General features: G+C 40.3%; 26 protein-coding genes and 1 pseudogene. 23 read left to right on the top strand and 4 right to left on the bottom strand.

Annotated elements, in window-relative coordinates:
* Positions 1 to 118: 118 nt before the first annotated feature.
* The 5 genes from rbfA (at position 119) to HMPREF1125_RS06175 (ending at position 2808) form a co-directional block, all read left to right on the top strand.
* Positions 119 to 469 carry a 30S ribosome-binding factor RbfA gene (gene rbfA / locus HMPREF1125_RS06190; protein ID WP_001273601.1) on the top strand — a complete coding sequence of 117 codons (351 nt, stop codon included), beginning with the start codon at positions 119 to 121 and terminating at the stop codon, positions 467 to 469.
* A 215-nt stretch (positions 470 to 684) separates the two neighbouring features.
* Positions 685 to 867: a hypothetical protein gene (locus HMPREF1125_RS0102230; protein ID WP_000505779.1), complete on the top strand. Its 183-nt coding sequence runs from the start codon at positions 685 to 687 to the stop codon at positions 865 to 867.
* 109 nt (positions 868 to 976) lie between these two features.
* On the top strand, positions 977 to 1210 hold the full coding sequence (locus HMPREF1125_RS06185; protein WP_000368742.1) for a DUF1858 domain-containing protein: 234 nt from the start codon (positions 977 to 979) through the stop codon (positions 1208 to 1210).
* The gene (locus HMPREF1125_RS06180) at positions 1210 to 2544 is read left to right on the top strand and encodes a DUF438 domain-containing protein (RefSeq protein ID WP_000752877.1); all 1335 of its coding nucleotides are present in this window, start codon (positions 1210 to 1212) and stop codon (positions 2542 to 2544) included. Before HMPREF1125_RS06185 ends, HMPREF1125_RS06180 begins: the two co-directional genes overlap by 1 nt.
* A 9-nt stretch (positions 2545 to 2553) precedes the next feature.
* Positions 2554 to 2808, top strand: a complete 255-nt coding sequence (locus tag HMPREF1125_RS06175) for a DUF1912 family protein (protein WP_000119714.1) — start codon at positions 2554 to 2556, stop codon at positions 2806 to 2808.
* Positions 2809 to 2901: 93 nt separating this feature from the next.
* On the opposite strand, the gene HMPREF1125_RS06170 is transcribed toward HMPREF1125_RS06175, so the two are convergent.
* On the bottom strand, positions 2902 to 3093 hold the full coding sequence (locus tag HMPREF1125_RS06170) for a DUF898 family protein (protein WP_080585595.1): 192 nt from the start codon (positions 3091 to 3093) through the stop codon (positions 2902 to 2904).
* Positions 3094 to 3373: 280 nt separating this feature from the next.
* Here HMPREF1125_RS06170 and HMPREF1125_RS06165 point away from each other — a divergent pair, with 280 nt between their 5' ends.
* From HMPREF1125_RS06165 to HMPREF1125_RS06085, 17 genes and pseudogenes are all read left to right on the top strand, one after another.
* The gene (locus HMPREF1125_RS06165; RefSeq protein ID WP_000038706.1) at positions 3374 to 3769 is read left to right on the top strand and encodes a helix-hairpin-helix domain-containing protein; all 396 of its coding nucleotides are present in this window, start codon (positions 3374 to 3376) and stop codon (positions 3767 to 3769) included.
* A gap of 279 nt (positions 3770 to 4048) precedes the next feature.
* On the top strand, positions 4049 to 4615 hold the full coding sequence (locus HMPREF1125_RS06160; protein WP_000196172.1) for a GNAT family N-acetyltransferase: 567 nt from the start codon (positions 4049 to 4051) through the stop codon (positions 4613 to 4615).
* Positions 4616 to 4668: 53 nt separating this feature from the next.
* Positions 4669 to 6000, top strand: a complete 1332-nt coding sequence (locus HMPREF1125_RS06155; protein WP_002883037.1) for a hypothetical protein — start codon at positions 4669 to 4671, stop codon at positions 5998 to 6000.
* An 18-nt stretch (positions 6001 to 6018) separates the two neighbouring features.
* Positions 6019 to 8670 carry a valine--tRNA ligase gene (locus HMPREF1125_RS06150; protein ID WP_000032151.1) on the top strand — a complete coding sequence of 884 codons (2652 nt, stop codon included), beginning with the start codon at positions 6019 to 6021 and terminating at the stop codon, positions 8668 to 8670.
* A gap of 60 nt (positions 8671 to 8730) precedes the next feature.
* Positions 8731 to 10176 carry an AAA family ATPase gene (locus HMPREF1125_RS06145; protein WP_001256120.1) on the top strand — a complete coding sequence of 482 codons (1446 nt, stop codon included), beginning with the start codon at positions 8731 to 8733 and terminating at the stop codon, positions 10174 to 10176.
* Positions 10163 to 11188, top strand: coding sequence for a DUF4435 domain-containing protein (locus tag HMPREF1125_RS06140; RefSeq protein ID WP_000164975.1), 1026 nt, complete (start codon positions 10163 to 10165; stop codon positions 11186 to 11188). The genes HMPREF1125_RS06145 and HMPREF1125_RS06140 overlap by 14 nt, the downstream gene beginning before the upstream one ends.
* 448 nt (positions 11189 to 11636) lie before the next feature.
* On the top strand, positions 11637 to 12227 hold the full coding sequence (rpoE, locus tag HMPREF1125_RS06135; protein ID WP_000418415.1) for a DNA-directed RNA polymerase subunit delta: 591 nt from the start codon (positions 11637 to 11639) through the stop codon (positions 12225 to 12227).
* A gap of 246 nt (positions 12228 to 12473) precedes the next feature.
* Positions 12474 to 14081 carry a CTP synthase gene (locus HMPREF1125_RS06130; RefSeq protein ID WP_000105252.1) on the top strand — a complete coding sequence of 536 codons (1608 nt, stop codon included), beginning with the start codon at positions 12474 to 12476 and terminating at the stop codon, positions 14079 to 14081.
* A 119-nt stretch (positions 14082 to 14200) separates the two neighbouring features.
* Positions 14201 to 15460, top strand: a complete 1260-nt coding sequence (locus tag HMPREF1125_RS06125) for an N-acetylmuramoyl-L-alanine amidase family protein (RefSeq protein ID WP_000724448.1) — start codon at positions 14201 to 14203, stop codon at positions 15458 to 15460.
* 92 nt (positions 15461 to 15552) lie between these two features.
* A complete protein-coding gene (locus HMPREF1125_RS06120) occupies positions 15553 to 15852 on the top strand; it encodes a DUF4651 domain-containing protein (RefSeq protein ID WP_025172335.1) in 300 nt (99 codons plus the stop codon).
* Complete coding sequence (locus HMPREF1125_RS06115) at positions 15849 to 16166, top strand: thioredoxin family protein (protein ID WP_000632376.1); 318 nt, start codon at positions 15849 to 15851, stop codon at positions 16164 to 16166. The genes HMPREF1125_RS06120 and HMPREF1125_RS06115 overlap by 4 nt, the downstream gene beginning before the upstream one ends.
* Before the next feature lie 15 nt (positions 16167 to 16181).
* Positions 16182 to 16808, top strand: a complete 627-nt coding sequence (gene ytpR, locus HMPREF1125_RS06110; RefSeq protein ID WP_000578279.1) for a YtpR family tRNA-binding protein — start codon at positions 16182 to 16184, stop codon at positions 16806 to 16808.
* Between the two features lie 41 nt (positions 16809 to 16849).
* A complete protein-coding gene (locus tag HMPREF1125_RS06105; protein WP_001107781.1) occupies positions 16850 to 17611 on the top strand; it encodes an SDR family NAD(P)-dependent oxidoreductase in 762 nt (253 codons plus the stop codon).
* A 76-nt stretch (positions 17612 to 17687) separates the two neighbouring features.
* On the top strand, positions 17688 to 18083 hold the full coding sequence (locus HMPREF1125_RS06100; RefSeq protein ID WP_000282461.1) for a single-stranded DNA-binding protein: 396 nt from the start codon (positions 17688 to 17690) through the stop codon (positions 18081 to 18083).
* Between the two features lie 308 nt (positions 18084 to 18391).
* Positions 18392 to 18676: a co-chaperone GroES gene (gene groES, locus HMPREF1125_RS06095; RefSeq protein ID WP_000917328.1), complete on the top strand. Its 285-nt coding sequence runs from the start codon at positions 18392 to 18394 to the stop codon at positions 18674 to 18676.
* Between the two features lie 15 nt (positions 18677 to 18691).
* Entirely contained in the window at positions 18692 to 20314 is a 1623-nt protein-coding gene (gene groL, locus HMPREF1125_RS06090) for a chaperonin GroEL (protein WP_000031570.1), read from the top strand.
* Between the two features lie 124 nt (positions 20315 to 20438).
* Positions 20439 to 21206, top strand: a pseudogene (locus HMPREF1125_RS06085) (epoxyqueuosine reductase QueH).
* A gap of 71 nt (positions 21207 to 21277) precedes the next feature.
* Here the strand turns inward: HMPREF1125_RS06085 and HMPREF1125_RS06080 are convergent.
* From HMPREF1125_RS06080 to HMPREF1125_RS06070, 3 genes are all read right to left on the bottom strand, one after another.
* A complete protein-coding gene (locus tag HMPREF1125_RS06080) occupies positions 21278 to 21811 on the bottom strand; it encodes a DUF402 domain-containing protein (protein ID WP_000775318.1) in 534 nt (177 codons plus the stop codon).
* An 88-nt stretch (positions 21812 to 21899) separates the two neighbouring features.
* Entirely contained in the window at positions 21900 to 22676 is a 777-nt protein-coding gene (gene recX, locus HMPREF1125_RS06075; protein ID WP_000705060.1) for a recombination regulator RecX, read from the bottom strand.
* Positions 22677 to 22686: 10 nt separating this feature from the next.
* The gene (locus HMPREF1125_RS06070) at positions 22687 to 23463 is read right to left on the bottom strand and encodes an aminoglycoside 3'-phosphotransferase (RefSeq protein WP_001093504.1); all 777 of its coding nucleotides are present in this window, start codon (positions 23461 to 23463) and stop codon (positions 22687 to 22689) included.
* Positions 23464 to 23518: 55 nt separating this feature from the next.
* Between HMPREF1125_RS06070 and rlmD the strand changes: the two genes are divergently transcribed.
* Positions 23519 to 24880: a 23S rRNA (uracil(1939)-C(5))-methyltransferase RlmD gene (gene rlmD, locus HMPREF1125_RS06065; protein WP_001050320.1), complete on the top strand. Its 1362-nt coding sequence runs from the start codon at positions 23519 to 23521 to the stop codon at positions 24878 to 24880.
* Positions 24881 to 25017 lie beyond the last annotated feature (137 nt).

Raw genomic sequence — 25017 nt, 5'->3', positions numbered from 1 at the left:
GAAAGAAGCAGGTGATTTCAAATTGAACGTCGTTTCAATTTGAATTAAAAATCAAGAAATTTAAAAATAGCTAGGTCTGCTGGCCTAGCTTTTGGTTCAAAGTAGAGAAAGGAATATCATGGCAAATCATTTTCGTACGGATCGTGTGGGCATGGAAATCAAGCGTGAAGTCAATGAGATTTTGCAAAAGAAAGTCCGTGATCCACGTGTCCAAGGTGTGACCATTACAGATGTTCAGATGCTGGGGGATTTGTCTGTCGCCAAGGTTTACTACACCATTTTGAGTAACCTTGCTTCGGATAACCAAAAAGCTCAAATCGGGCTTGAAAAAGCAACTGGTACGATCAAACGTGAACTTGGTCGCAATTTGAAATTGTACAAAATCCCAGATTTAACCTTCGTCAAAGACGAATCCATTGAATATGGAAACAAGATTGACGAGATGTTACGCAATCTGGATAAGAATTAAGCAAGAGGGGACACCCTCTTTTTTGGTGGGGAAATGGCAATAAAAAATACTGGGGAATCTTTCTAGAGTAAAAAATTGTTAAAAAGCTTTATAAAACTCAGCTTGTATGATAGTATAGAAATTGGAAAGAGTAAGATGAAATGATTTTTAATCAATAACTAGCTAGTCTGGTATAGCAATCAGTTAGAAACTGCAGTTAGACGAGGGAAGGTAATATGGGGTTCATAAAAATTCTAGCCAAGACTTACGGGAATTACTTTTTCATGATGCAAAGCGTCAAAGTTCTGAAGAACATGAAGAAAGATGACAATGCTCTAGTAGGTTTCGGGAAAGTACTGCTTGCTGACAAGCTAATGGATGTAGCCCAGTGGCTCGCAAAACCAGAGGATAAAGAATAACTTGAAATGAAAGAAACTGGCAGGAACTCCACCGCTAGTTTTTTTAATCTCTTCCCATATGGTATAATATAAGCAGTAAAATCATTTTAGAACATACATGGAGGTCGTCATGGATAATATCATCGATGTGTCAATTCCCGTTGCAGAAGTGGTGGACAAGCATCCAGAAGTCTTGGGAATCCTAGTGGAGCTGGGTTTTAAACCACTTGCTAATCCCTTGATGCGCAACACAGTCGGTCGCAAAGTATCGCTGAAGCAGGGTTCTAAACTTGAAGGAACTCCTATGGACAAGATTGTCCGCACGCTAGAAGCGAACGGCTATGAAGTGATTGGATTAGACTAATGGCAGATGAACGGATTCATATCCTACGGGATATTTTGCTAGAATTGCACAATGGCGCCTCTCCCGAGTCGGTTCAGGAGCGTTTTGATGCAACCTTTACAGGTGTCTCAGCTATTGAGATTTCCCTCATGGAGCACGAGCTGATGAACTCAGACTCAGGTGTCACCTTTGAAGATGTCATGGAGCTCTGTGATGTCCATGCCAATCTTTTTAAAAATGCTGTTAAGGGCGTCGAAGTGGAGGAGACTGAACACCCTGGCCACCCAGTTCGCGTCTTCAAGGATGAAAATCTGGCTCTCCGTGCAGCTTTGATTCGCATTCGGAGACTGTTGGATACCTATGAGTCTATGGAAGATGAGGAAATGCTGGCAGAGATGCGCAAGGGCTTGGTCCGTCAAATGGGACTTTTGGGGCAATTTGACATCCACTATCAGCGCAAGGAAGAGCTCTTCTTTCCCATCATGGAGCGCTATGGACACGATTCACCTCCAAAGGTTATGTGGGGAGTGGATGACCAGATCAGGGAACTCTTTCAAACAGCTCTAACGACAGCTAAGTCACTGCCAGAAGTGTCGATTAGCAGTGTAAAAGAAGATCTTGAAGCTTTTGCGATAGAGTTTGAAAGTATGATTTTCAAGGAAGAGTCCATCCTTCTCATGATTCTCCTTGAGTCCTTTACTCAGGATGACTGGATTCAGATTGCAGAGGAGAGCGATGCCTACGGCTATGCCATTATCCGTCCGTCTGAGAAATGGGTTCCAGAACGTCAGAGTTTTGTTGAGGAAAAGAGTACAGAGGAGCCCGTGCAACTAGATACGGCTGAAGGCCAAGTGCAGCAAGTTATAGATACGCCAGAAGGCCAGTTTACCATTACCTTTACCCCTAAGGAAAAGGAAGCAGTGCTGGACCGCCATAGTCAACAGGCTTTTGGCAATGGCTATCTCTCGGTCGAGCAGGCCAACCTCATCCTCAATCACCTCCCTATGGAAATCACTTTTGTCAATAAAGACGATATTTTCCAGTATTACAATGACAATACGCCAGCTGATGAGATGATTTTCAAACGGACACCGTCCCAAGTCGGGCGCAATGTAGAACTCTGCCATCCGCCCAAGTACTTAGACAAGGTGAAGGCCGTTATGAAAGGTCTTCGTGAAGGGGTCAAGGACAAGTATGAAATGTGGTTCAAGTCAGAGTCGCGAGACAAGTTTGTCCACATCACCTATGCCGCAGTGCACAATGAAAACGGGGAATTCCAAGGCGTGCTAGAGTATGTTCAGGATATCCAACCCTACCGAGAGATTGATACGGACTATTTCCGTGGATTAGAATAAGGAGAATCAATGAGTTACGAACAGGAATTTATGAAGGAATTTGAAGCTTGGGTCAATACCCAGATCATGATCAACGACATGGCGCACAAGGAAAGTCAAAAAGTCTACGAAGAAGAGCAAGATGAACGCGCCAAAGATGCCATGATTCGCTACGAAAGTCGCTTGGATGCTTATCAGTTCTTGCTTGGTAAGTTTGAAAATTTCAAGGCGGGCAAGGGTTTCCATGACTTACCAGAGGGATTATTTGGTGAGCGAAATTATTAATCGTTACAAATCAAAAAGTGCGTATGAACGCACTTTTTCTGTTTATACGTGATGTGTGTGTTTGGTAATCCATTGTTCCATTTTGATATGCAATCAGAATGAATAGATGCCCAAAGTGATGATGGTGAGCAAGAACCACTTGATCCAGTTCCTGAAAAATCGAGAACCTGTTCCGTCAAAATAGAGGCGACGTCCATCGATGACAGTGCGCTTAACTTTCCAGTTTTGCATCATACAAACTGCCCAAGGCGTAGCGATTCCAATAGTAAAGCCTATGATAATCATGGCTAGGATAGCATATCTAACCTAGCTCAAAAGACCACCATCAAAGTAACTTTCATTATTCATATTGTTCTCCTTATCAGCTTTTTATGTGAATTAATCTTGCACATTATTGCATATTTTATCAAGAAGTTGAATCATTGTCGAATTAGATTGAAAGAAAAAACGGCTAGATTTTTAAGAACAATCTCGTTTCCTTTCTTGATTTTTTTCCAAAATCTTGATAGAATATCTTTATTAAATCCTTGTCAAAACAGGGATTTTTTATTGAAAGGATTTTATCATGTCAAAGAAACTCCAACGTAAAAAACAATTAAGAAACAGCCTTCGCCGTTCAGGTGCATTTTCAACTACAGTGACCAAGGTTGTCGAAGAAACAAAAAAAGTTGTGAAGCATGCAGAAAAATCTGCTAGTGAAGCGGGAAAAGTTGTCTCTAAAAAAGTGGAACAAGCAGTAGAAGCAACTAAAGAGCAAGCTCAAAAGGTTACAAGCTCTGTAGAAGAATTCGCAGCAAACCTAGGTGGACTTTCAGTCGACCGCGCCAAGACTTTCTATGATGAAGGCATCAAGTCAGCTTCTGATTTTAAAAACTGGACTGAAAAGGAACTCCTTGCCTTGAAAGGGATCGGCCCAGCTACCATCAAGAAATTAAAAGAGCACGGAATCAGCTTCAAGTAATCTTTCTTGAGCCTTGCATTTCCGAGAAAAACTTGCTACAATAGAGCCATCAGAGGTGTTTTGGATCCCACATTTTACAGAAAGTGGCGGTGCTGAGAAGTCCACAAATGTGTCATAACTGGTTGCTGATGGATGAAAAATTGAAATAAAAATGTCTTTTTGTTTTAAAGACGAGAGTTGCGGGCATCTGCCCGAAATTGGGTGGTACCGCGGATTAGCACATTCGTCCCTGTCATGTATATGGCAGGGGCGATTTTTTGTAGAAAGCGAGGTAGAAGGATGACAAGAGCAGAGTTGCCAGAACGTATAGAAACCGAACGGCTAGTCTTACGAGTCCGTACCGTGGCTGATGTTGTGGATATCTTTGACTATGCCAATAGGCCAGAAGTTTCCTACCCAGCAGGCTTTCCTCCCGTCAAGACCTTGGAAGATGAGATTTATTATCTGGAGCATATCCTTCCCGAGCGTAATGAAAAGAACAATCTCCCAGCGGGCTATGGAATTGTCGCTAAAGGAACCGATAAGGTCATCGGCTCTGTTGATTTCCCTCGTCGTCACGAGGATGATGTCTTGGAGATTGGCTATATCTTACATCCAGACTATTGGGGACGAGGTTATGTGCCCGAAGCGGCACGTACCTTGATTGATTTAGCTTTTAAAGAATTGAACCTACACAAGATTGAACTAACTTGTTTTGGTTACAATGTCCAAAGTCAACGAGTCGCTGAGAAGCTTGGCTTTACCCTCGAAGCTCGTATCCGAGACCGCAAGGATACCCAAGGCAATCGCTGTGATGATTTGAGGTATGGGCTACTGAGGAGCGAGTGGGAAACTAAAATTTGCTAGTTGAACTGTTCGAATATTTCGAACAGTTGGGGGAAAAGAAAAAGAGAGAGAAAATGAATTATCTATTTATGGACGAAAAAGGTCCACAAAATTCCTTTAAAATTACAAAGCCGTTTGATAAGCAAAATAAATTATCTTATGCTAATGATAATATGCATTCATATGTTGCTAATGTGATCCAAATTGATGAAGTAACCTATGAAACAATTGAACAGGAGTATAATCAAATTGTTGAAACTTATTTATCAAGCAGAAAACAACTTTGGCAATCATTGAAAAATAAGAATAAAGAACTTAAAGGTTTAGATTTGTTGAAATCAAACTTTGAGTATGGAATTGCTTCTATGAAAAATAATGAAGTTCAGTTTTATTTATCCATCTTTAAGATGCTAAATAAATTCGAAGTTGATAATTTATTGTTTATGATTAGCAAAATGTCGATTATTACCTCATCAAGATTAACTAACTTCTTTTATTTTTTAGAGGAAGAGACAGATTTTTCACCGTTTATTGCTAAATATGTTTTAACCAAATATGCTGAAATTGAGGCTTCAAAAAAAGTTATTGAAGCTTTATTGGATAAAACATTGCCAACAAGACCTTTGTTGAAACTAATAAAGCAGGATTTGAATAGGATAATTAATAATAATCAAGGAAATATGAGGATGGTTCGGCAATTAGATGTTTATCAACAACTCATTATTTCAATGGATAGGGTAATTAATGACCATAAAATTAAGTTATCCGAACCTTGCTTAGAACTATCTTTCGATTGGGATAAAGTAAAGTGGGCATTTGATTTGTGGATGACTGAGCAAAGATATCCTGATGAAAATATTGAATGGGTCCTTTTCCTAGATGAAGGAATACCTAGTGACATATTTAGTAGTTTAAAGATTAATAAAATTGAAGAGTCCTGTAATTCTAGAGACTATGTTGGATTACAAATAACAGATATGATTGTTGTTTTAATTGGAAAATTGGTTTCACAAATGACTTCAGATACTAGGTATGATTTTAATAAACCTGATAAGAGGGTATTATTAAATGAGGAATATTTTAATTTAAATGAACAACAATATAACTTAGTTACAGAGTTGAATAAATTTCTTTTAGATAAAAAAACAAATTATCATTTTGTTAATGATGCTTATTTTGACGAATCTTTGTCAATTCAGGTTTATATTGGTTACATTGCATCGTTTGATAATTTTGAGCAGTATAAGTCAGTCGATTTAAGCGACCATGTTGAGTGGTATTTCCGTAATTTTGCTAAGAAATCTGAAGAGAAATATTCTGAATTAATAGAAAATGAAGCAATGACAAGAATTTGTTTTGGCAGTTTGAAAACAGGAGTAGAAGAAGGTCTAGTCAGACCGTTATAAAAAGATAGGAGAACACACATGTCTAAAGAACTTTCACCTAAATACAATCCAGCCGAGGTTGAGGCTGGTCGTTACCAAAAATGGCTTGATGCGGATGTTTTCAAGCCTTCAGGCGATCAAAAGGCTAAGCCTTATTCAATCGTGATTCCACCACCAAACGTAACTGGGAAACTCCACCTTGGTCACGCTTGGGACACAACCTTGCAGGATATTATCATCCGTCAAAAACGTATGCAAGGATTTGATACGCTTTGGCTGCCAGGGATGGACCACGCGGGGATTGCGACTCAGGCTAAGGTTGAGGAGCGCTTGCGTGGTGAAGGCATTTCCCGCTATGACCTCGGTCGTGAAAAATTCCTAGATAAAGTCTGGGAATGGAAAGACGAATATGCCACTACCATCAAGGAACAATGGGGCAAGATGGGACTCTCTGTAGACTACTCTCGCGAACGGTTCACTCTTGACGAAGGCTTGTCAAAAGCCGTCCGCAAGGTTTTTGTCGAACTTTACAAGAAAGGCTGGATCTACCGTGGTGAGTTTATCATCAACTGGGACCCAGCAGCTCGCACAGCACTGTCTGATATCGAGGTTATCCATAAGGATGTCGAAGGTGCTTTCTACCACATGAACTACATGCTGGAAGATGGCTCACGCGCCCTTGAAGTTGCGACAACTCGTCCTGAGACTATGTTTGGGGACGTTGCCGTTGCGGTCAATCCAGAAGACCCACGCTACAAGGACTTAATTGGTAAAAACGTCATCCTTCCTATCGCTAATAAACTCATCCCAATCGTTGGGGACGAACACGCAGATCCTGAGTTTGGTACAGGTGTCGTGAAAATCACCCCTGCCCACGATCCAAACGACTTCTTGGTTGGTCAACGCCACAACTTGCCACAAGTCAACGTCATGAACGACGACGGAACCATGAATGACTTGGCCTTCGAATTTGCAGGCATGGACCGTTTCGAAGCTCGTAAGGCAGTCGTTGCCAAGTTGGAAGAAATCGGTGCCCTCGTTAAAATCGAAAAACGTGTCCACAGTGTTGGTCACTCAGAGCGTACAGGTGTTGTGGTTGAACCACGCTTGTCTACTCAATGGTTCGTCAAGATGGACCAATTGGCTAAGAATGCTATTGCCAACCAAGACACAGAGGACAAGGTAGAATTCTACCCACCTCGTTTCAACGATACCTTCCTCCAATGGATGGAAAATGTCCATGACTGGGTAATCTCTCGTCAGCTCTGGTGGGGTCACCAAATCCCTGCTTGGTACAATGCTGAAGGTGAAATTTATGTCGGCGAAGAAGCTCCAGAAGGTGATGGTTGGACTCAGGACGAAGACGTCTTGGATACTTGGTTCAGTTCTGCCCTTTGGCCATTCTCAACTATGGGCTGGCCTGATATTGACTCAGAAGACTTCAAACGTTACTTCCCAACTTCAACCTTGGTAACAGGTTACGACATCATCTTCTTCTGGGTGTCTCGTATGATCTTCCAATCATTGGAATTCACAGGTCGTCAGCCATTTAAAAACGTCCTTATCCACGGTCTCATCCGTGACGAGCAAGGACGTAAGATGTCGAAATCTCTCGGTAACGGGATTGATCCAATGGATGTCATCGAGAAATACGGTGCCGATGCCCTTCGTTGGTTCCTTTCAAACGGTTCTGCACCAGGTCAAGACGTGCGCTTCTCTTATGAGAAAATGGATGCTTCATGGAACTTCATTAACAAGATTTGGAACATCTCTCGCTACATCCTCATGAACAATGAAGGCTTGACCCTTGAGCAAGCAACTGCCAATGTGGAAAAAGTTGCCAACAAGGAAGCTGGAAATGTCACAGACCGCTGGATTCTTCACAATCTCAATGAAACGATCGGCAAAGTTACTGAAAACTTTGACAAGTTTGAGTTTGGTGTGGCTGGACACATCCTCTACAACTTCATCTGGGATGAGTTTGCGGACTGGTACGTTGAGTTGACCAAGGAAGTCCTTTATAGCGATAACGAAGAAGAGAAAGTCATCACACGTTCTGTTCTCCTATACACTTTGGACAAGATCCTTCGTCTCCTCCACCCAATCATGCCATTCGTGACAGAAGAAATCTTTGGACAAATCTCAGAAGGCTCTATCGTGACAGCAGAATACCCAACTGTCAACCCAGCCTTTGAAGATCTTGCTGCTCACACTGGTGTGGAAAGTCTCAAAGACTTGATCCGTGCCGTTCGTAATGCGCGTGCGGAAGTAAACGTTGCACCAAGCAAGCCAATCACCATCCTTGTCAAGACAAGCGATAGCGACTTGGAAGCCTTCTTTAACAGCAATGTCAACTACATCAAACGTTTCACAAATCCAGAACACTTGGAAATCGCATCAAACATCCCTGCACCTGAACTCGCTATGTCAAGCGTCATCACAGGAGCAGAAATCTACTTGCCACTGGCAGACCTCCTCAATGTCGAAGAAGAATTGGCTCGTCTCGACAAGGAACTGGCTAAATGGCAAAAAGAACTGGACATGGTAGGTAAGAAGCTCTCTAACGAACGCTTCGTGGCCAATGCTAAACCAGAAGTCGTTCAAAAAGAACGCGATAAACAAGCCGACTACCAAGCCAAGTACGACGCGACCGTAGCACGTATTGATGAGATGAAGAAGTTGGTGAAATAAATACAGAAACACGGCGGAATGCCGTGTTTTTGTGGTATAATAGGGCGAATGGAGGTTTATATGAGAAGCTTTAAAATACAAGGGTTACATGATTCTAAGACGGTAAGTATACATTTTAATAATGCTGTTAATATTTTTGTAGGAGAGAATGGTGTTGGTAAGACTACTGTTTTAAATATTTTATACTATTTACTAAGTGGTAACTATGTTGAACTTAAAAAAATTGATTTTACAAAAATCTCTATTGAATTTAATGACAATGAGATAATTGAATTCTCAAAAGAGGAAGTAATGGATTACATTGATTTCCCTAATGAGGATGAGATTTATTTGAAGTATTCATTATGGAAGTTTAATGATATTAATCGCAGAGGTGAATTAGATTTCCATAGGGTGCTTAAACAGAAACAATTATATGGTAACAATGTTGTGTATGAACGATGGATGAAAGATATAGATGAATCAATTATTCATGATGTGAAAAATGCGACCGATTTTAAAAAGTTAAATCATGAGAGTCTGTATAAGAAAAATAGGATTAATAATAGGATTCCCTATAATTATTTTTTGTATTCTCTAGCAACTATTTATGACGATTCTCATCTAACTCATTCACATAATGGTGAGTATGAGAATCCTTTTAAAACTTTTGTTAGTAGAATAGAGGCTTTTAAAAAAGATAAAAAAATATTGTACTTCCCAACTTATAGGCGAATTGAAGAAGAGATTTTTGCAAGCAATGATATTACCGACCTGCCATTCCGTGAAGAAATAAAAGAAAATTTGATAAATTTTGGAATGGAAGATGTAAAAAAACAGATTGATAATATTTTATATGGTATAAAAACAGTTACAAGCCAAAACTATGAACAAATGACAACAGGTTTGTTAAATGAATATACTACTGGCAATGCTTTTGAATTTTCAGAACTTAAAAAATCTGATTCCGAAACAGTTAGAATTGCATTGAGTCGTTTAGGGAGTAAAGTTGAAAAGAGAACAATTGATATTATTATAGATAAATTTGAAAAAGATGGTTTATCAGAGGATAAAGATAAGTATCTTATGAATCTATTAAACAAAATTTTGGAAAATTATTCAAAATTAAGTGATATAGATAATAGAATTAAACGATTTGTTGATGTCGTGAACAAATACTTCATTAACAAAGAGTTTGTTTACGATCAGTCCTCTTTAGACATAGCTATTTATTCCAGAGAGAAGAAAAAAATTGAATTAAATCAATTATCTTCTGGTGAAAAACAATTGGTATCTATTTTTTCAAAAATACTATTGGAAGATAAAGAAACCATTGTATTATTTGATGAACCAGAGTTATCATTGTCAATTGAATGGCAAAAAGAATTCCTAGTGGACATCTCCAACTCTAATTCCTTATTCTTTCTAGTTGCAGTTACACATTCTCCGTTCATATTTGAAAACCTATTTGATAATGTTTCTGATTTTGAAGTTTTTAGTGGAGATAAGAATTATGACGAAGAATAGTCGAGCAGAGGAGATGAGAGAAAAATCTAAAAATGCGGCATCTGCATGGCTTGATTTTTCTCAAAGAAAAAATAGGAATATGGATACCTATCATTTCTTTTTTGAAGGCTATGATAGATTCTATTACTTTAATAAATTTAAAGAGGTTCATTATAGTTTGTTGAAAAGCTACCCTTTGTGTAATCAGTATGAATGTGGTGGAAAAAGTGAAGTTTTAAAAATACATCAAAAAATTTGTAGAGAAGAATCGTTGATTCCTAAAAATCAATTATTATTTTTTATAGATAAAGATTACGATAATGTAGGTTCATTGCAACCTTGTTATGAAGGAGTCTATCAAACCGATTTTTATTCAATAGAGAATTTTTATACTTCCTCTGAAGTCATTAAGAGAATTATAGAGGAAGAAATTGGATACAATCGAGGAAGTACAGAGTTTGATGAATTAGTATCTAAATATAAAAAATTGCACCAGAGTTTTATTGATAAATTAACTGACTATAATTTATTCAGCATGTTGTGCATAAAATATGGTTTTCAGTTGAAATTTGAAGAATTCAATATTATTAATTGTATAATCATAAAAGATTTTTCTATAGAACTTATTAATGCGGGTATCGATGGGAAACCATTATATGATATAGATATTGATTATTTAATTACACGTTATGAATTTCAGTTAGTAAAAAAAATAAGTAAGTTAAAAAGTGAAGGTGATGATGTTAGTCATTTCATAGATCTATTAAATCTTTTTAAGTGTAAAAAAAGAGGTATTAAAAGATTTATCCAGTATTATAAACAAACTGAATCTTTTGATATTAATTACTTTTTTAGAGGAAAAGAAGATTTCAAATTTTTAGTTAATTTTCTTAGACAAACAGAATTTTCTTACGGATGTAAAACAAATTTATCTTTAAATTCTCCTGAAAAAACATTATTGTCTCATCTAGCAAAGCATGCAATTACTTCTCCTAGTTTGTTATCTTATTTTGAAGAAAAAATATCCAATTAATATTTTTTGATAATCTAGAATAAAGTCGTTAACAAATGTATATGTTTTACTAAAGACCTTAATTTAATAATTATTTAAAGTAATTCATAACGGACATTATTGCTCATAAAGCTAAACTTAGTATATTTTAACAAGATTTCATACTAAATGATAAATTTCTAGAAAGCAGGTTACTACATGACAAATTCTGTAAGTTCGAACCTACCTGAGAAGTACGATATTGAAGCTTAATTTTCATATATAACCGCATCGAATTCATCTGGATTGATACCGAAAAACCACCTCGCGATGCTATCGGCTGGATAGCAAAGAAATAAAAAGTCCTGTCACTTTCTCCCATTTAACCTTTGACTATTCCGCAAAATTATCGTACAATAAAGAGTACATGATAAAATGAGGTCAGAGTCTGTTCGCTCTGGCGATAGTAGTAAAAATGAGGAGAAACGCTTTGGAATTAGAAGTATTTGCTGGGCAAGAAAAAAGTGAACTATCTATGATTGAGGTAGCGCGTGCTATCTTAGAACTTCGTGGTCGCGATCATGAGATGCATTTTAGCGATCTTGTAAACGAAATTCAAAACTACCTTGGAACATCAAACAGCGATATCCGCGAAGCTTTGCCTTTGTTCTACACAGAGTTGAACTTTGACGGTAGCTTCATCTCACTTGGGGACAACAAATGGGGTCTTCGTTCATGGTATGGTGTAGACGAAATTGACGAAGAAATCATCGCTCTTGAAGAAAGTGACGACGATGAAGTAGCACCAAAAGCTAAGAAAAAACGTGTCAATGCCTTCATGGATGGTGATTCAGATGCCATTGACTACAATGCAGATGATCCAGAAGACGAAGACGCATACGAAGCAGACCCAGCTCTTTCATACGATGATGAAAATCCAGATGATGAGAAAAATGAAGTGGAAGCTTATGATGCGGAAATCAACGAAATCGCCCCTGATGACTTGGGTGAAGACGTGGATCTCAACGAAGAAGACGACGAGTTTTCTGACGATGACGCTGAAACGAGTGAAGAAGAGTAAAAGACTTCACAGAGGAGATCACCTGATCTCCTTTTTTCCTGTTTTACCAATTCGGGTTGACAAATGTTCTGCTTTAAGGTATCATATTGTTCGGGCACCTCTTTTAGAGGTCGGGGCTCCCTAGTTACTAGGGAGCTATTTTTGTTTTTCAGGAAGTTTTCTTGAAAAGTCGTTATTCATAAGGGTCTTGTTTTCTATGTCCCCTCGTAGTTAACAAGGCCTTGAGCATTTTAGAAAGAGGAATCTATGTCTACGAAATATATTTTTGTAACTGGTGGTGTGGTATCGTCTATTGGGAAAGGGATTGTCGCAGCAAGTCTGGGTCGTCTCTTGAAAAATCGTGGTTTAAAAGTAACCATTCAAAAGTTTGACCCTTATATCAACATCGATCCGGGAACCATGAGTCCTTACCAGCACGGGGAAGTCTTTGTGACTGATGATGGAGCTGAAACAGATTTGGACTTGGGTCACTATGAACGTTTCATCGATATCAACCTCAACAAATATTCCAACGTGACAACTGGTAAAATCTACAGTGAAGTTCTTCGTAAGGAACGCCGTGGCGAGTACCTTGGGGCAACTGTTCAAGTCATTCCTCATATCACAGATGCTTTGAAAGAAAAAATCAAGCGTGCTGCTCTAACGACCGACTCTGATGTCATTATCACAGAGGTTGGTGGAACCGTTGGAGATATCGAGTCCTTGCCATTTCTAGAGGCTCTTCGTCAGATGAAGGCAGATGTGGGTGCAGATAATGTCATGTACATCCATACAACCTTGCTTCCATATCTCAAGGCTGCTGGTGAGATGAAGACCAAGCCAACTCAGCATTCAGTAAAAGAATTGCGCGGTTTGGGAATCCAGCCAAATATGTTGGTCATTCGTACAGAAAAACCAGCTGGTCAAGGAATTAAAAATAAACTAGCTCAGTTCTGTGACGTGGCTCCAGAAGCTGTTATCGAGTCTTTGGATGTCGAACACCTTTACCAAATTCCATTGAACTTGCAGGCACAAGGTATGGACCAGATTGTCTGTGACCACTTGAAATTAGATGCACCAGCAGCGGATATGACAGAGTGGTCAGCTATGGTGGATAAGGTCATGAACCTCAAGAAACAGGTCAAAATTTCCCTCGTTGGTAAGTATGTGGAGTTGCAAGATGCCTACATCTCAGTGGTCGAAGCCTTGAAACACTCTGGATATGCTAACGACGCAGAAGTGAAGATCAATTGGATTAATGCCAATGATGTGACAGCAGAGAATGTAGCAGAAATCTTGTCTGATGCAGATGGAATCATCGTACCAGGTGGTTTTGGTCAACGTGGTACTGAAGGGAAAATCCAAGCCATTCGCTATGCGCGTGAAAATGATGTTCCAATGTTGGGTGTCTGCTTGGGAATGCAGTTGACTTGTATCGAGTTTGCTCGTCACGTTTTAGGGCTTGAAGGTGCTAATTCTGCAGAGCTTGCACCAGAAACAAAATACCCTATCATTGATATCATGCGTGATCAGATTGACGTTGAGGATATGGGTGGAACCCTTCGTTTGGGACTTTATCCATCTAAGTTGAAACGTGGCTCTAAGGCGGCTGCTGCATATCACAATCAAGAAGTGGTGCAACGCCGTCACCGTCACCGCTATGAGTTTAACAACGCCTTCCGTGAGCAGTTTGAGGCAGCAGGTTTTGTCTTTTCAGGAGTTTCTCCAGACAATCGTTTGGTAGAAATTGTGGAAATTCCTGAAAATAAATTCTTTGTGGCTTGTCAGTATCACCCTGAACTGTCAAGCCGTCCAAACCGCCCAGAAGAACTCTACACTGCCTTTGTCACTGCAGCTGTTGAGAACAGCAATTAGCAAAATCAGAACCTTTGAGAACAATCTCAGAGGTTTTTTGTTTGCATATTTAGGATAAGATTTGCAAACAAAAAACATAGTGATATAATTAACGTAACAACATCTGAGGAGGATTTACAATGAAAAAAATCACACTATTTGGTTTGTCTCTAGCAGGTCTAGCCCTACTAGCTCTCCCCCAAACTGGTCAAGCGTTTGAACTGAAAGAGGTTTGGCCTATTAAGGGTGGTATTATCTATGAAAATGGCAAGGTAGCTCGTTTTAACAATGGTCATGAAGTAGATATTCAGGTCTTGGATTTGCCAAAAACTGAAAAAATCGAATGGACGATCAGTCTAAACGGTCAGGATCAAACGACAAATTTCCTAGGTGAAGAAAAGGAAAAATCCATGGTCGGAGAGGAAGGACGTTACTTGAATTTCTACGTTCCTTATGGCTATAGTGGGGATATCAAGGTGGAGGCCAAGAGTGGAGATGAAGTCAAGACTTGGTCTACAAAAGTAATGGACGATATTTATCACGGAGGAAAGAGTAGTTATTATCGCCTTGAGGAGGAAAAAGACCAGTACACTTATTTAGATACCAAGTGGGATTATAAAACAAAGACTTATACAGCAACCCTGCCTGATACTTCTAAGGGTAAGAAGGTCGTAGCATGGAGAGGAAGTCAATATGATAGTGTGAAGCTTGAGAAACCCGGAGAAATAACTCGACCATACAGCGGAACTAGTTTGCTAAGTTTTTATCCAATTTTTGAAACTGCAGGCTGGTTCAAATCAGACTCAATCTGGTACTACCAAAAACAAGGCGAGCTAGTTAAAAATGACTGGTTAAAATACCAAGGATATTGGTATTTCATGGATGGGGCTGGTGGCATGATTCATGGTGGTTGGATCTGCAGTGAAGATATTTGGTACTATTTCAAAGATTCTGGCATTATGATGAGTAATGAGTGGAAATTTTACAATAATCGTTGGTACTATCTCAAATCTTCAGGAGCCATGGCGAGTAACGAATGGATTTATGACCAAGGCAACTGGTATTTTGTAAAATCGTCAGGAGCTATGGCAAGCCAAGAATGGGTGTATATCCAAGGTAAATGGTATTATTTTGAATCATCAGGTGTCATGAAAAAGAGCACCTGGTTTTTCTACCGAGGTGACTGGTATTACCTAACCGATTCAGGCGCTCTCTTGAGAGATGACTGGTTCTACTATGGTGATACTTGGTACTATCTTAAAGGCTCAGGAGTTATGGCAAGTAACGAATGGATTCAAGTCCAAGGCAAGTGGTACTACTTAGACTCATCTGGTAAAATGCTTCGCAATACCTACACACCTGATGGCTATTATGTGGGCAGTTCAGGCGCTTGGCAATAAGGATAAGATGTCCTCTTTCCTCATTGAGGGAAGGGGATTTTCCTTGCCATATACTGCTTCCCTATTTGTCCTAGAACCTTTTTTGTGTTACAATGAAAGGTATGAAAGCTAAGAAATTATGGATGACTGGCTTGACTGTGGCTGGTCTAAGTGCCCTTGCTTTGGGGGCTAAAAAAGCAGCAGATAATCACAAACTCATGAAGACGCAAGAGGAGTTGACCGCTACCGTGCGTGATCTTTTCTCAGATATGGGAGAGATTGCGACTCTCTATGTTCAAGTCTACGAAAGCAGTCTAGAGCGACTCGTCGGAGGAGTCATTTTCGAGAATGGCCGTCACTATACCTTTGTCTATGAAAATGAAGATCTGGTCTATGAGGAGGAAGTATTATGATTACTCCCGCTAGTATAGAAGAACTCGCAGGTTTTGTCGAGCAGGATGGCAAGAAGGTCTTTCTTTTCGTGGCGGACTGGTGTGGAGATTGTCGTTATATCTATCCTGCCTTGCCAGAGATTGAGGAGACCAATCCAGAATTCACCTTTATTCGAGTGGACCGTGACCAGTATATGGATCTGGCTAAACTTTGGGATGTTTACGGGATTCCTAGCCTTGTTGTGCTAGAAAAGGACAAGGAAATCGGCCGTTTTGTCAATCGTGACCGAAAAAGCAAGGAACAAATTATCGACTTTTTAACAGGACTGAAATAGGAGAAAAAGGAAACAATGATTTTTACATATAACAAAGAACATGTTGGTGATGTCCTTATGGTCATCGTGAAAAACAGCGGAGATGCCAAGCTAGATGTTGAACGAAAAGGGGAAGTAGCCCGTGTTTTCCTCAAAGAAAATGGGGAAACAGTGGCTTGGAATATTTTTGACCTTTCAAGTTTGTTTGAAATTGCAGAGCGCGGTCAAGTCTTTTTATCAGATGAGCAAGTAGCACGTTTGAACCAAGAGTTGCAGGCAGAAGGCTTTACAGAAGAAATTATCAACGATAAGGAACCAAAGTTTGTTGTCGGTGAGATTGTCGACATGGTAGCCCACCCAGATAGCGACCACCTCAATATCTGCCAAGTTGCAGTCGCAAGTGACAAGACAGTGCAAATTGTTGCAGGGGCACCTAATGCGCGAGTCGGTTTGAAAACTATTGTAGCCCTTCCGGGAGCTATGATGCCAAAAGGAAATCTCATTTTCCCAGGCGAACTTCGTGGTGAAAAGAGTTTTGGTATGATGTGCAGCCCTCGTGAATTGCATTTGCCAAATGCTCCGCAAAAACGTGGTGTTATTGAATTATCAGAAGACCAAGTTGTTGGAACTCCATTTGACCCAGCCAAACATTGGACTGCCTAGGAAGTTGTCAGTATTTGATAGACCAGATAGAAGGAAATAAGATGGCAAAAAATGTAGTGATTACAGGGGCGACCTCAGGAATCGGTGAAGCGATTGCGCGTGCTTATCTGGAGCAGGGGGAGAATGTCGTTCTAACAGGACGACGGACAGACAGACTAGAAGCTCTTAAGGAGGAGTTTGCAGAAGTCTTTCCAAATCAAACAGTTTGGATCTTTTCGCTGGATGTGACGGATATGACCATGGTAAAGACTGTTTGTTCCGATATTCTAGAAACGATAGGTCAGATTGATATCTTGGTCAATAACGCCGGGCTGGCTCTTGGCTTAGCTCCCTATCAAGACTATGAAGAGCTGGATATGCTGACCATGTTGGATACCAATGTCAAGGGGTTGATGGCAGTCACTCGTTCTTTCTTGCCAGCAATGGTAAAAGCCAATCAAGGGCATATCATCAACATGGGGTCAACCGCAGGAATCTACGCCTATGCGGGTGCAGCGGTTTATTCAGCCACCAAGGCTGCTGTCAAGACTTTTTCAGATGGGCTACGGATTGATACGATTGCAACGGACATTAAGGTGACAACCATTCAACCGGGGATCGTTGAAACAGATTTCTCAACCGTACGTTTTCATGGAGACAAAGAGCAAGCTGAGGCGGTCTATCAGGGAATCGAAGCCTTGCAAGCTCAGGATATTGCAGACACAGTGGTCTATGTGACCAGTCAACCTCGTCGTGTGCAGATTACAGATATGACCATTATGGCCAATCAACAGGCGACTGGATTTATGGTTCATAAAAAGTAAAAAAATTCCTTGAAAAGTTACAAATTTCTGTAACTTTTTTTGATTTCCTGCGAATAGATAAGTAGGAGGATGAAAAATGTATAATAAAGTTATCATGATTGGGCGTTTGACGTCTACACCAGAATTGCACAAAACCAACAATGACAAGTCAGTAGCGCGCGCAACGATCGCTGTGAACCGTCGTTACAAAGACCAGAATGGGGAACGCGAAGCTGATTTTGTCAATCTTGTTCTTTGGGGAAAATTGGCTGAAACCTTGGCAAGCTACGCAACTAAAGGTAGTCTTATCTCTGTGGATGGAGAACTTCGTACCCGTCGCTTTGAGAAAAATGGCCAGATGAACTATGTGACTGAAGTTCTTGTGACAGGATTCCAACTTTTGGAAAGTCGTGCCCAACGAGCTATGCGTGAAAATAATGCCGGACAGGATTTGGCAGATTTGGTTTTGGAAGAGGAGGAATTGCCATTTTAATACTCTTCGAAAATCTCTTCAAACAACGTCAGCTTCACCTTGCCGTAGGTATAGGTAACTGACTTCGTCAGTCCTATCTACAACCTAAAAACTGTATTTTTAGCAGCCTGCGTCTAGCTTCCTAGTTTGCACTTTGATTTTCATTGAGTATAAACATTAAAAAGTCTGAGTTGGTCTCAGGCTTTTTATCTTGAGAAAGTCAGACTTTTTTCTTGACTATTTCTGACCAAGTGATACAATAGAATTATGAATTAGCACTCATATACAAAGAGTGCTAATAATATGTATCTCATCATGGAGGAAAACAGATGTTGAAACCATTAGGAGACCGTGTGGTCTTGAAAATCGAAGAAAAAGAACAAACTGTTGGAGGCTTTGTCCTTGCAGGCTCAGCCCAAGAAAAAACAAAAACAGCCCAAGTTGTAGCTACTGGACAAGGTGTTCGTACCTTGAACGGTGACTTGGTAGCTCCAAGCGTTAAGCCTGGAGACCGTGTCTTAGTTGAAGCACATGCAGGTCTTGATGTAAAAGATGGCGATGAAAAGTACATCATCGTTGGCGAAGCCAACATCTTGGCAATCATTGAAGAATAGAAGGAGAAAGTAAGTATGTCAAAAGAAATTAAATTTTCATCTGATGCTCGTTCAGCTATGGTTCGTGGTGTCGATATCCTTGCAGACACTGTTAAAGTAACCTTGGGACCAAAAGGTCGTAACGTTGTGTTGGAAAAATCATTCGGTTCACCGCTCATCACCAACGACGGGGTGACCATTGCCAAAGAAATCGAGTTGGAAGACCATTTTGAAAATATGGGTGCCAAGTTGGTATCAGAAGTGGCTTCAAAGACCAACGATATCGCAGGTGACGGAACGACAACTGCAACTGTCTTGACCCAAGCTATCGTCCGTGAAGGAATCAAGAACGTCACAGCAGGTGCCAACCCAATCGGTATCCGTCGTGGGATTGAAACAGCAGTTGCTGCCGCTGTAGAAGCTTTGAAAAACAACGCCATCCCTGTTGCCAATAAAGAAGCCATCGCTCAGGTTGCTGCTGTATCTTCTCGTTCTGAAAAAGTCGGCGAATACATCTCTGAAGCCATGGAAAAAGTTGGTAAAGACGGCGTCATCACCATCGAAGAGTCACGTGGTATGGAAACAGAGCTCGAAGTCGTGGAAGGAATGCAGTTTGACCGCGGTTACCTTTCACAGTACATGGTGACAGATAGCGAAAAGATGGTGGCTGACCTTGAAAATCCATACATCTTGATTACAGATAAGAAGATTTCCAATATCCAAGAAATCTTGCCACTTCTAGAAAGCATTCTCCAAAGCAATCGTCCGCTCTTGATTATTGCGGATGATGTGGATGGCGAAGCTCTTCCGACTCTTGTATTGAACAAGATTCGTGGAACCTTCAACGTAGTAGCAGTTAAGGCACCTGGTTTTGGTGACCGTCGCAAAGCCATGCTTGAAGACATTGCCATATTGACAGGCGGAACAGTTATCACAGAAGACCTTGGTCTTGAGTTGAAAGATGCGACAATTGAAGCTCTTGGTCAAGCAGCGAGAGTAACTGTGGACAAAGATAGCACGGTTATCGTAGAAGGTGCTGGAAATCCTGAAGCGATTTCTCACCGTGTTGCGGTTATCAAGTCTCAAATAGAAACCACAACTTCAGAGTTTGACCGAGAAAAATTGCAAGAACGCTTGGCAAAATTGTCAGGTGGTGTTGCAGTCATCAAGGTCGGAGCTGCAACTGAAACTGAGTTGAAAGAAATGAAACTCCGCATTGAAGATGCCCTCAACGCTACTCGTGCAGCTGTTGAAGAAGGAATCGTTGCAGGTGGTGGAACTGCTCTTGCCAATGTCATTCCAGCCGTAGCTGATTTGGAATTGACAGGAGATGAAGCGACAGGGCGCAATATTGTTCTCCGTGCCTTGGAAGAACCTGTTCGCCAAATCGCCCACAATGCGGGATTCGAAGGTTCTATTGTTATTGACCGCTTGAAGAATGCTGAGGTTGGTACAGGCTTCAACGCAGCAACTGGCGAATGGGTCAACATGATTGAAGAAGGAATCATTGACCCAGTGAAAGTGAGCCGTTCAGCCCTTCAAAATGCAGCATCTGTAGCCAGCTTGATTTTGACTACGGAAGCAGTCGTAGCCAATAAACCGGAACCAGCAGCCCCAGCTCCAGCAATGGATCCAAGCATGATGGGCGGCATGATGTAAAAGCAACTTATAAAAAACACAAAAGGAGGGAACATGCATCCCTCCTTTTAAGGTTTTCTATTCTAAACAGATTTGAGCTCTCCTAACTTATATGATAAAATAAGACTAGAAGAAGGAGAAGAACATGATCGATGTAGAAGAAATTCTGAGCAAGATGAATCCCAATCAGAAGATTAATTATGACCGTGTTATGCAGAAAATGGTTCAGGTTTGGGAAAAAAATGAGGAACGTCCAACTATTCTCATGCACGTTTGCTGTGCCCCTTGCAGTACCTATACCCTCGAATATTTGACCAAGTATGCAGATGTGACCATCTATTTTGCCAATTCCAATATCCATCCCAAGGCAGAATACCACAAGCGAGCTTACGTCACCAAGAAATTTGTCAGTGATTTCAATGAGCGAACAGGAAATACGGTCCAATACCTAGAAGCTCCCTATGAACCCAATGAATACCGGAAGTTAGTCAGAGGACTGTAAGAAGAGCCAGAAGGTGGCGACCGTTGCAAGGTTTGTTTTGACTACCGTTTGGACAAAACAGCACAGGTAGCTATGGACTTGGGTTTTGACTACTTTGGTTCAGCCTTGACCATCAGTCCCCATAAGAATTCTCAAACCATCAACAGTATCGGAATTGATGTGCAAAAGATTTATACCACTCACTATCTCCCAAGTGATTTCAAGAAAAACCAAGGCTACAAGCGTTCGGTGGAGATGTGTGAGGAGTATGATATCTACCGTCAATGTTATTGTGGATGCGTCTATGCAGCTCAAGCCCAGAATATAGACCTTATTCAGGTTAAGAAGGATGCCACGGCTTTTTTGTTGGATAAGGATGTTGAAAAAGACTATTCCCATATCAAGTTTACCGTCACTAAATTAGATATATAGCAATTAACCCAGCTGTAAAGCTGGGTTTTTCAAATAAAAAAAACCAGGGCTCTCACCCCGGCTTGACAACTTTACCGATTCTTTAGTTCTATGTAGCGTTTGTACCAAATGTTGACATAAGCCTCTGAGAAAGGACCGCGTCCATTGTTGATCCAATCAACAAGGATTTTAACATGTTCTTTCAAAATATAGTCTAAATCATCAGAATACTTCATTTTGCGTTTATGGCGCTCATACTCTTCAACGTCCAAGAGACGCTTTTCACCATCAGTGAAGACCTTGACATCCAAATCATAGTCAATGTATTTCAGGGCTTCCTCATCTAGATAGTAGGGACTAGCCATATTGCAATAGTAGGAAATCCCATTATCGCGAATCATAGCAATGATATTAAACCAATATTTTTTGTGAAAGTAAACAATAGCCGGTTCTCGAGTCACCCAACGACGACCGTCACTTTCGGTAACTAGTGTGTGGTCGTTGACGCCGATAATGGCGTTCTCTGTTGTTTTTAGTACCATGGTGTCTCGCCAAGTACGGTGAAGACTCCCATCATGCTTATAACTTTGAATTGTAATAAAGTCGCCTTCTTTTGGAAGTTTCATAACTAACCAACTTTCTACAATTTATAAGTTTATCGTTTACTATTATATCATAAATTGGTCTAATTTTTTTGAATTTTACACGAAAATGTTAAAGATATTCTCTGAGAGCGCTGGCTATATCCGAAAAATCATAGCCTTTTCGGGCTAAAACTTGGGTTAAACGCTGTTTAAGTTCGTATCCTTCATACTTTCGAGCATACTTAGCATATTGTTTGTCTAGCTCTTTAAAAATGAGTTCTTGAGTCGTTTCTTGGCCGACTTGATTATCCAAGTCATCAAAAGTATTTTTAGCATCAGAATAGGAGAAGCCTTTGTTCGTCAAGCTTTGAATGATCTTATCCTGCAAGGCACGAGCGGGAAGCTTTCCCATGTATTTTTTAAGAAGTTTCTCCGCCACACGTTGAGCAACCTCTGAAAAATCAAAATCCTTTAAAACCTCTTCAATCGTTGATTTGGCAATCCCTTTTTGAGACAGTTTTTGAGCTAGCACATAAGGTCCCTTATCTCCAGAAAGTTGATTGGCATTGATAATAGAGTAGGCATACTGACAATCATTAATCCAGTTGTCTTCTTTAAGGTTAGCGATAACTTGACTAGTTATTTTTTCATCAATATCATACTTTTTCAGATACTCTCGCACTTCCTTTTCAGTACGGGCCTTGAAGGATAAATGGTAGAGAGCGAGATTCTTACCATAAGAAAACTGAGCAAAGTCCTGAATCTCGGTAAGTTCCTCTTTACTAATGACCCTATCTCGAGATAGCATAAAACGGACAATGGTATCATCCGTGATATAAGAGGTTTGCTGTCCATCTAGTTCCATCAAGTAGAGGCGCTTTTTCTTTTCAAGTTTTGTGATTTTCATGGTTTACCTTTTATCCAAATACTTCAAAGGCAGCAACGAGTCGAAGTTTGTTTGTGTCGACCTCTTCTCTGCCGTAATAGTCAAGAAACAGTTCAGCGTATTTAGGGTTATCTAGGTTATAGTTTAGAGACCAAACTGCCCAAAAGAGATCGATATGACGATCACTAAAATCAGCCAAGCCCAGATCAATAAAGCAAGAGAAACGGCTAGCATCTTTTAGAATAAAGTTTGGTAGACAGGCATCACCGTGAATAAAGGCATCAGTCTTTAAAAGGTGTCCTTGTTTTTGGATGAGTTGGAAGGCCTCTTCGCGACTATTAATCTGAAATTGGGGTAGGAGGGCCTTGGCATAGAACTCGCCTTTTTCATAGTTTTTCAAAGCTCTATCTTTATAGGTTTGTAAATGATTTTCTGATGGAAAATTGTGTGGGTGTAAGTTGTGAAGTTTTTTAAGGGCATGTGCCATGGTTCGGCAAATTGTTTCTGGCTGATCCAGAAAGGCAAGGGCATCTTTGCCAGACGCTTCTTTTGTTAAAAGGTAGTCTTTATCTGTAGATAAATAGTCGATAACTGGAGTTCCCAGTCCTTTGGTTTCAAACCACCTTGCAATGGCAGCTTCTCGCTCTAATCTTCTCTTTTGATCAATTTTCAAATAGTAACCTGAATCAAGATAGAGAACCGTTGCGCCTGAATGAGAAGAGCTGTCAGAAAGGGTTGCTCCCTCTATATAAGTTCGTAATTGCTCAGGAAAATCCAATGGGGAAAAATGAGATGTCTTTGTATTCATGGTTTTATTGTAACATATTCTTAACCATTAAGAAACTACGTGGTATAATAGACTTATGAATCTAAAAGTCAAACAAAAAATACCTTTAAAAATCAAGCGGATGGGCATCAATGGTGAGGGAATCGGTTTCTACCAGAAAACCCTCGTTTTTGTGCCAGGCGCCCTCAAAGGAGAAGATGTCTATTGTCAGATTACTTCTATTAAACGTAACTTTGTTGAAGCCAAATTACTAAAGGTTAATAAGAAGTCTAAATTTCGAGTCGTACCTGCATGTACGATTTATAATGAATGTGGCGGTTGCCAAATCATGCACCTCCACTACGATAAACAGTTAGAGTTCAAAACGGATCTGCTCCATCAAGCCCTGAAAAAATTTGCTCCTGCAGGATATGAAAACTATGAAATCCGTCCAACTATCGGAATGCAGGAACCAAAGTACTACCGTGCTAAGCTACAATTCCAGACTCGGAAATTTAAAAATCAGGTCAAGGCAGGTTTGTATGCGCAAAACTCTCATTATCTCGTAGAGTTGAAAGACTGTTTGGTGCAAGATAAGGAAACCCAAGTGATTGCGAATCGCCTAGCTGAACTTCTTACTTACCACCAAATCCCCATCACCGATGAGAGAAAAACGCTAGGCGTTCGCACCATCATGGTACGCAGAGCAAGAAAAAATGGACAAGTCCAGATTATCATCGTCACAAATCGCCAGCTTAATTTAAATCAACTAGTCAAAGATCTAGTCAATGATTTTCCAGAAGTTGTCACGGTTGCTGTCAATACAAATACAGCAAAAACAAGTGAAATCTATGGTGAAAAGACGGAAATTATCTGGGGCCAAGAGAGCATTCAAGAAGGAGTACTCGACTATGAGTTTTCTCTCTCCCCTCGAGCTTTCTATCAACTTAATCCGGAGCAGACAGAAATTCTCTATAGTGAAGCAATTAAGGCTCTGGATGTCAGCAAAGAAGACCATCTGATTGATGCTTATTGCGGTGTTGGGACGATTGGATTTGCCTTCGCAAAGAAGGTCAAGAGTCTCAGAGGGATGGATATTATTCCAGAAGCCATAGAAGATGCCAAGCGAAATGCTAAAAAAATGGGATTTGACAATACCCATTACGAAGCAGGAACAGCAGAAGAGATTATTCCCCGCTGGTATCAAGAGGGCTATAGGGCGGACGCCCTGATAGTTGACCCTCCTCGTACGGGGTTAGACGACAAGTTATTAGATACCATCCTAACCTATGTACCGGGAAAAATGGTTTATGTTTCTTGTAATGTTTCGACATTAGCGCGAGATTTGGTTAAACTAGTGAAAGTATATGATCTTCAGTATATCCAGTCAGTCGATATGTTTCCCCACACTGCACGGACAGAAGCGGTCGTGAAGTTGGTTAAGAAAACTAGGAAATAAGCTAACATTATAAAAGATAAATGTAGGCGGTAAAAAATTAAAGTATTTTAAAAAAGTCCTTGACAAAGGAGGAAAAGTAGGTATAATAGAAAGAGTTGAAAAGCTCAAGGTCCGTTGGTCAAGGGGTTAAGACACCG

Source organism: Streptococcus oralis SK304, assembly GCF_000287715.1.
Classification (GTDB): domain Bacteria; phylum Bacillota; class Bacilli; order Lactobacillales; family Streptococcaceae; genus Streptococcus; species Streptococcus oralis_Y.
The sequence above is the reverse complement of the archived record's forward strand: the minus strand, read 5'-3'. Positions and strand labels throughout refer to the sequence as shown.

What these genes read in the sequence shown, in the direction of transcription:
- HMPREF1125_RS06180 (WP_000752877.1), top strand. Translation starts at nt 1,210, where the DNA reads ATGGCAGATGAACGGATTCATATCCTACGGGATATTTTGCTAGAATTG.
- rbfA (WP_001273601.1), top strand. Translation starts at nt 119, where the DNA reads ATGGCAAATCATTTTCGTACGGATCGTGTGGGCATGGAAATCAAGCGT.
- HMPREF1125_RS06100 (WP_000282461.1), top strand. Translation starts at nt 17,688, where the DNA reads ATGTATAATAAAGTTATCATGATTGGGCGTTTGACGTCTACACCAGAA.
- ytpR (WP_000578279.1), top strand. Translation starts at nt 16,182, where the DNA reads ATGATTTTTACATATAACAAAGAACATGTTGGTGATGTCCTTATGGTC.
- HMPREF1125_RS06125 (WP_000724448.1), top strand. Translation starts at nt 14,201, where the DNA reads ATGAAAAAAATCACACTATTTGGTTTGTCTCTAGCAGGTCTAGCCCTA.
- HMPREF1125_RS06150 (WP_000032151.1), top strand. Translation starts at nt 6,019, where the DNA reads ATGTCTAAAGAACTTTCACCTAAATACAATCCAGCCGAGGTTGAGGCT.
- HMPREF1125_RS06120 (WP_025172335.1), top strand. Translation starts at nt 15,553, where the DNA reads ATGAAAGGTATGAAAGCTAAGAAATTATGGATGACTGGCTTGACTGTG.
- HMPREF1125_RS06145 (WP_001256120.1), top strand. Translation starts at nt 8,731, where the DNA reads ATGAGAAGCTTTAAAATACAAGGGTTACATGATTCTAAGACGGTAAGT.
- HMPREF1125_RS06070 (WP_001093504.1), bottom strand. Translation starts at nt 23,463, where the DNA reads ATGAATACAAAGACATCTCATTTTTCCCCATTGGATTTTCCTGAGCAA.
- HMPREF1125_RS06080 (WP_000775318.1), bottom strand. Translation starts at nt 21,811, where the DNA reads ATGAAACTTCCAAAAGAAGGCGACTTTATTACAATTCAAAGTTATAAG.
- HMPREF1125_RS06105 (WP_001107781.1), top strand. Translation starts at nt 16,850, where the DNA reads ATGGCAAAAAATGTAGTGATTACAGGGGCGACCTCAGGAATCGGTGAA.
- HMPREF1125_RS06165 (WP_000038706.1), top strand. Translation starts at nt 3,374, where the DNA reads ATGTCAAAGAAACTCCAACGTAAAAAACAATTAAGAAACAGCCTTCGC.
- HMPREF1125_RS06185 (WP_000368742.1), top strand. Translation starts at nt 977, where the DNA reads ATGGATAATATCATCGATGTGTCAATTCCCGTTGCAGAAGTGGTGGAC.
- recX (WP_000705060.1), bottom strand. Translation starts at nt 22,676, where the DNA reads ATGAAAATCACAAAACTTGAAAAGAAAAAGCGCCTCTACTTGATGGAA.
- rlmD (WP_001050320.1), top strand. Translation starts at nt 23,519, where the DNA reads ATGAATCTAAAAGTCAAACAAAAAATACCTTTAAAAATCAAGCGGATG.
- HMPREF1125_RS06160 (WP_000196172.1), top strand. Translation starts at nt 4,049, where the DNA reads ATGACAAGAGCAGAGTTGCCAGAACGTATAGAAACCGAACGGCTAGTC.
- HMPREF1125_RS06130 (WP_000105252.1), top strand. Translation starts at nt 12,474, where the DNA reads ATGTCTACGAAATATATTTTTGTAACTGGTGGTGTGGTATCGTCTATT.
- HMPREF1125_RS06155 (WP_002883037.1), top strand. Translation starts at nt 4,669, where the DNA reads ATGAATTATCTATTTATGGACGAAAAAGGTCCACAAAATTCCTTTAAA.
- HMPREF1125_RS06175 (WP_000119714.1), top strand. Translation starts at nt 2,554, where the DNA reads ATGAGTTACGAACAGGAATTTATGAAGGAATTTGAAGCTTGGGTCAAT.
- HMPREF1125_RS06140 (WP_000164975.1), top strand. Translation starts at nt 10,163, where the DNA reads ATGACGAAGAATAGTCGAGCAGAGGAGATGAGAGAAAAATCTAAAAAT.
- HMPREF1125_RS0102230 (WP_000505779.1), top strand. Translation starts at nt 685, where the DNA reads ATGGGGTTCATAAAAATTCTAGCCAAGACTTACGGGAATTACTTTTTC.
- HMPREF1125_RS06115 (WP_000632376.1), top strand. Translation starts at nt 15,849, where the DNA reads ATGATTACTCCCGCTAGTATAGAAGAACTCGCAGGTTTTGTCGAGCAG.
- groES (WP_000917328.1), top strand. Translation starts at nt 18,392, where the DNA reads ATGTTGAAACCATTAGGAGACCGTGTGGTCTTGAAAATCGAAGAAAAA.
- HMPREF1125_RS06170 (WP_080585595.1), bottom strand. Translation starts at nt 3,093, where the DNA reads ATGATTATCATAGGCTTTACTATTGGAATCGCTACGCCTTGGGCAGTT.
- groL (WP_000031570.1), top strand. Translation starts at nt 18,692, where the DNA reads ATGTCAAAAGAAATTAAATTTTCATCTGATGCTCGTTCAGCTATGGTT.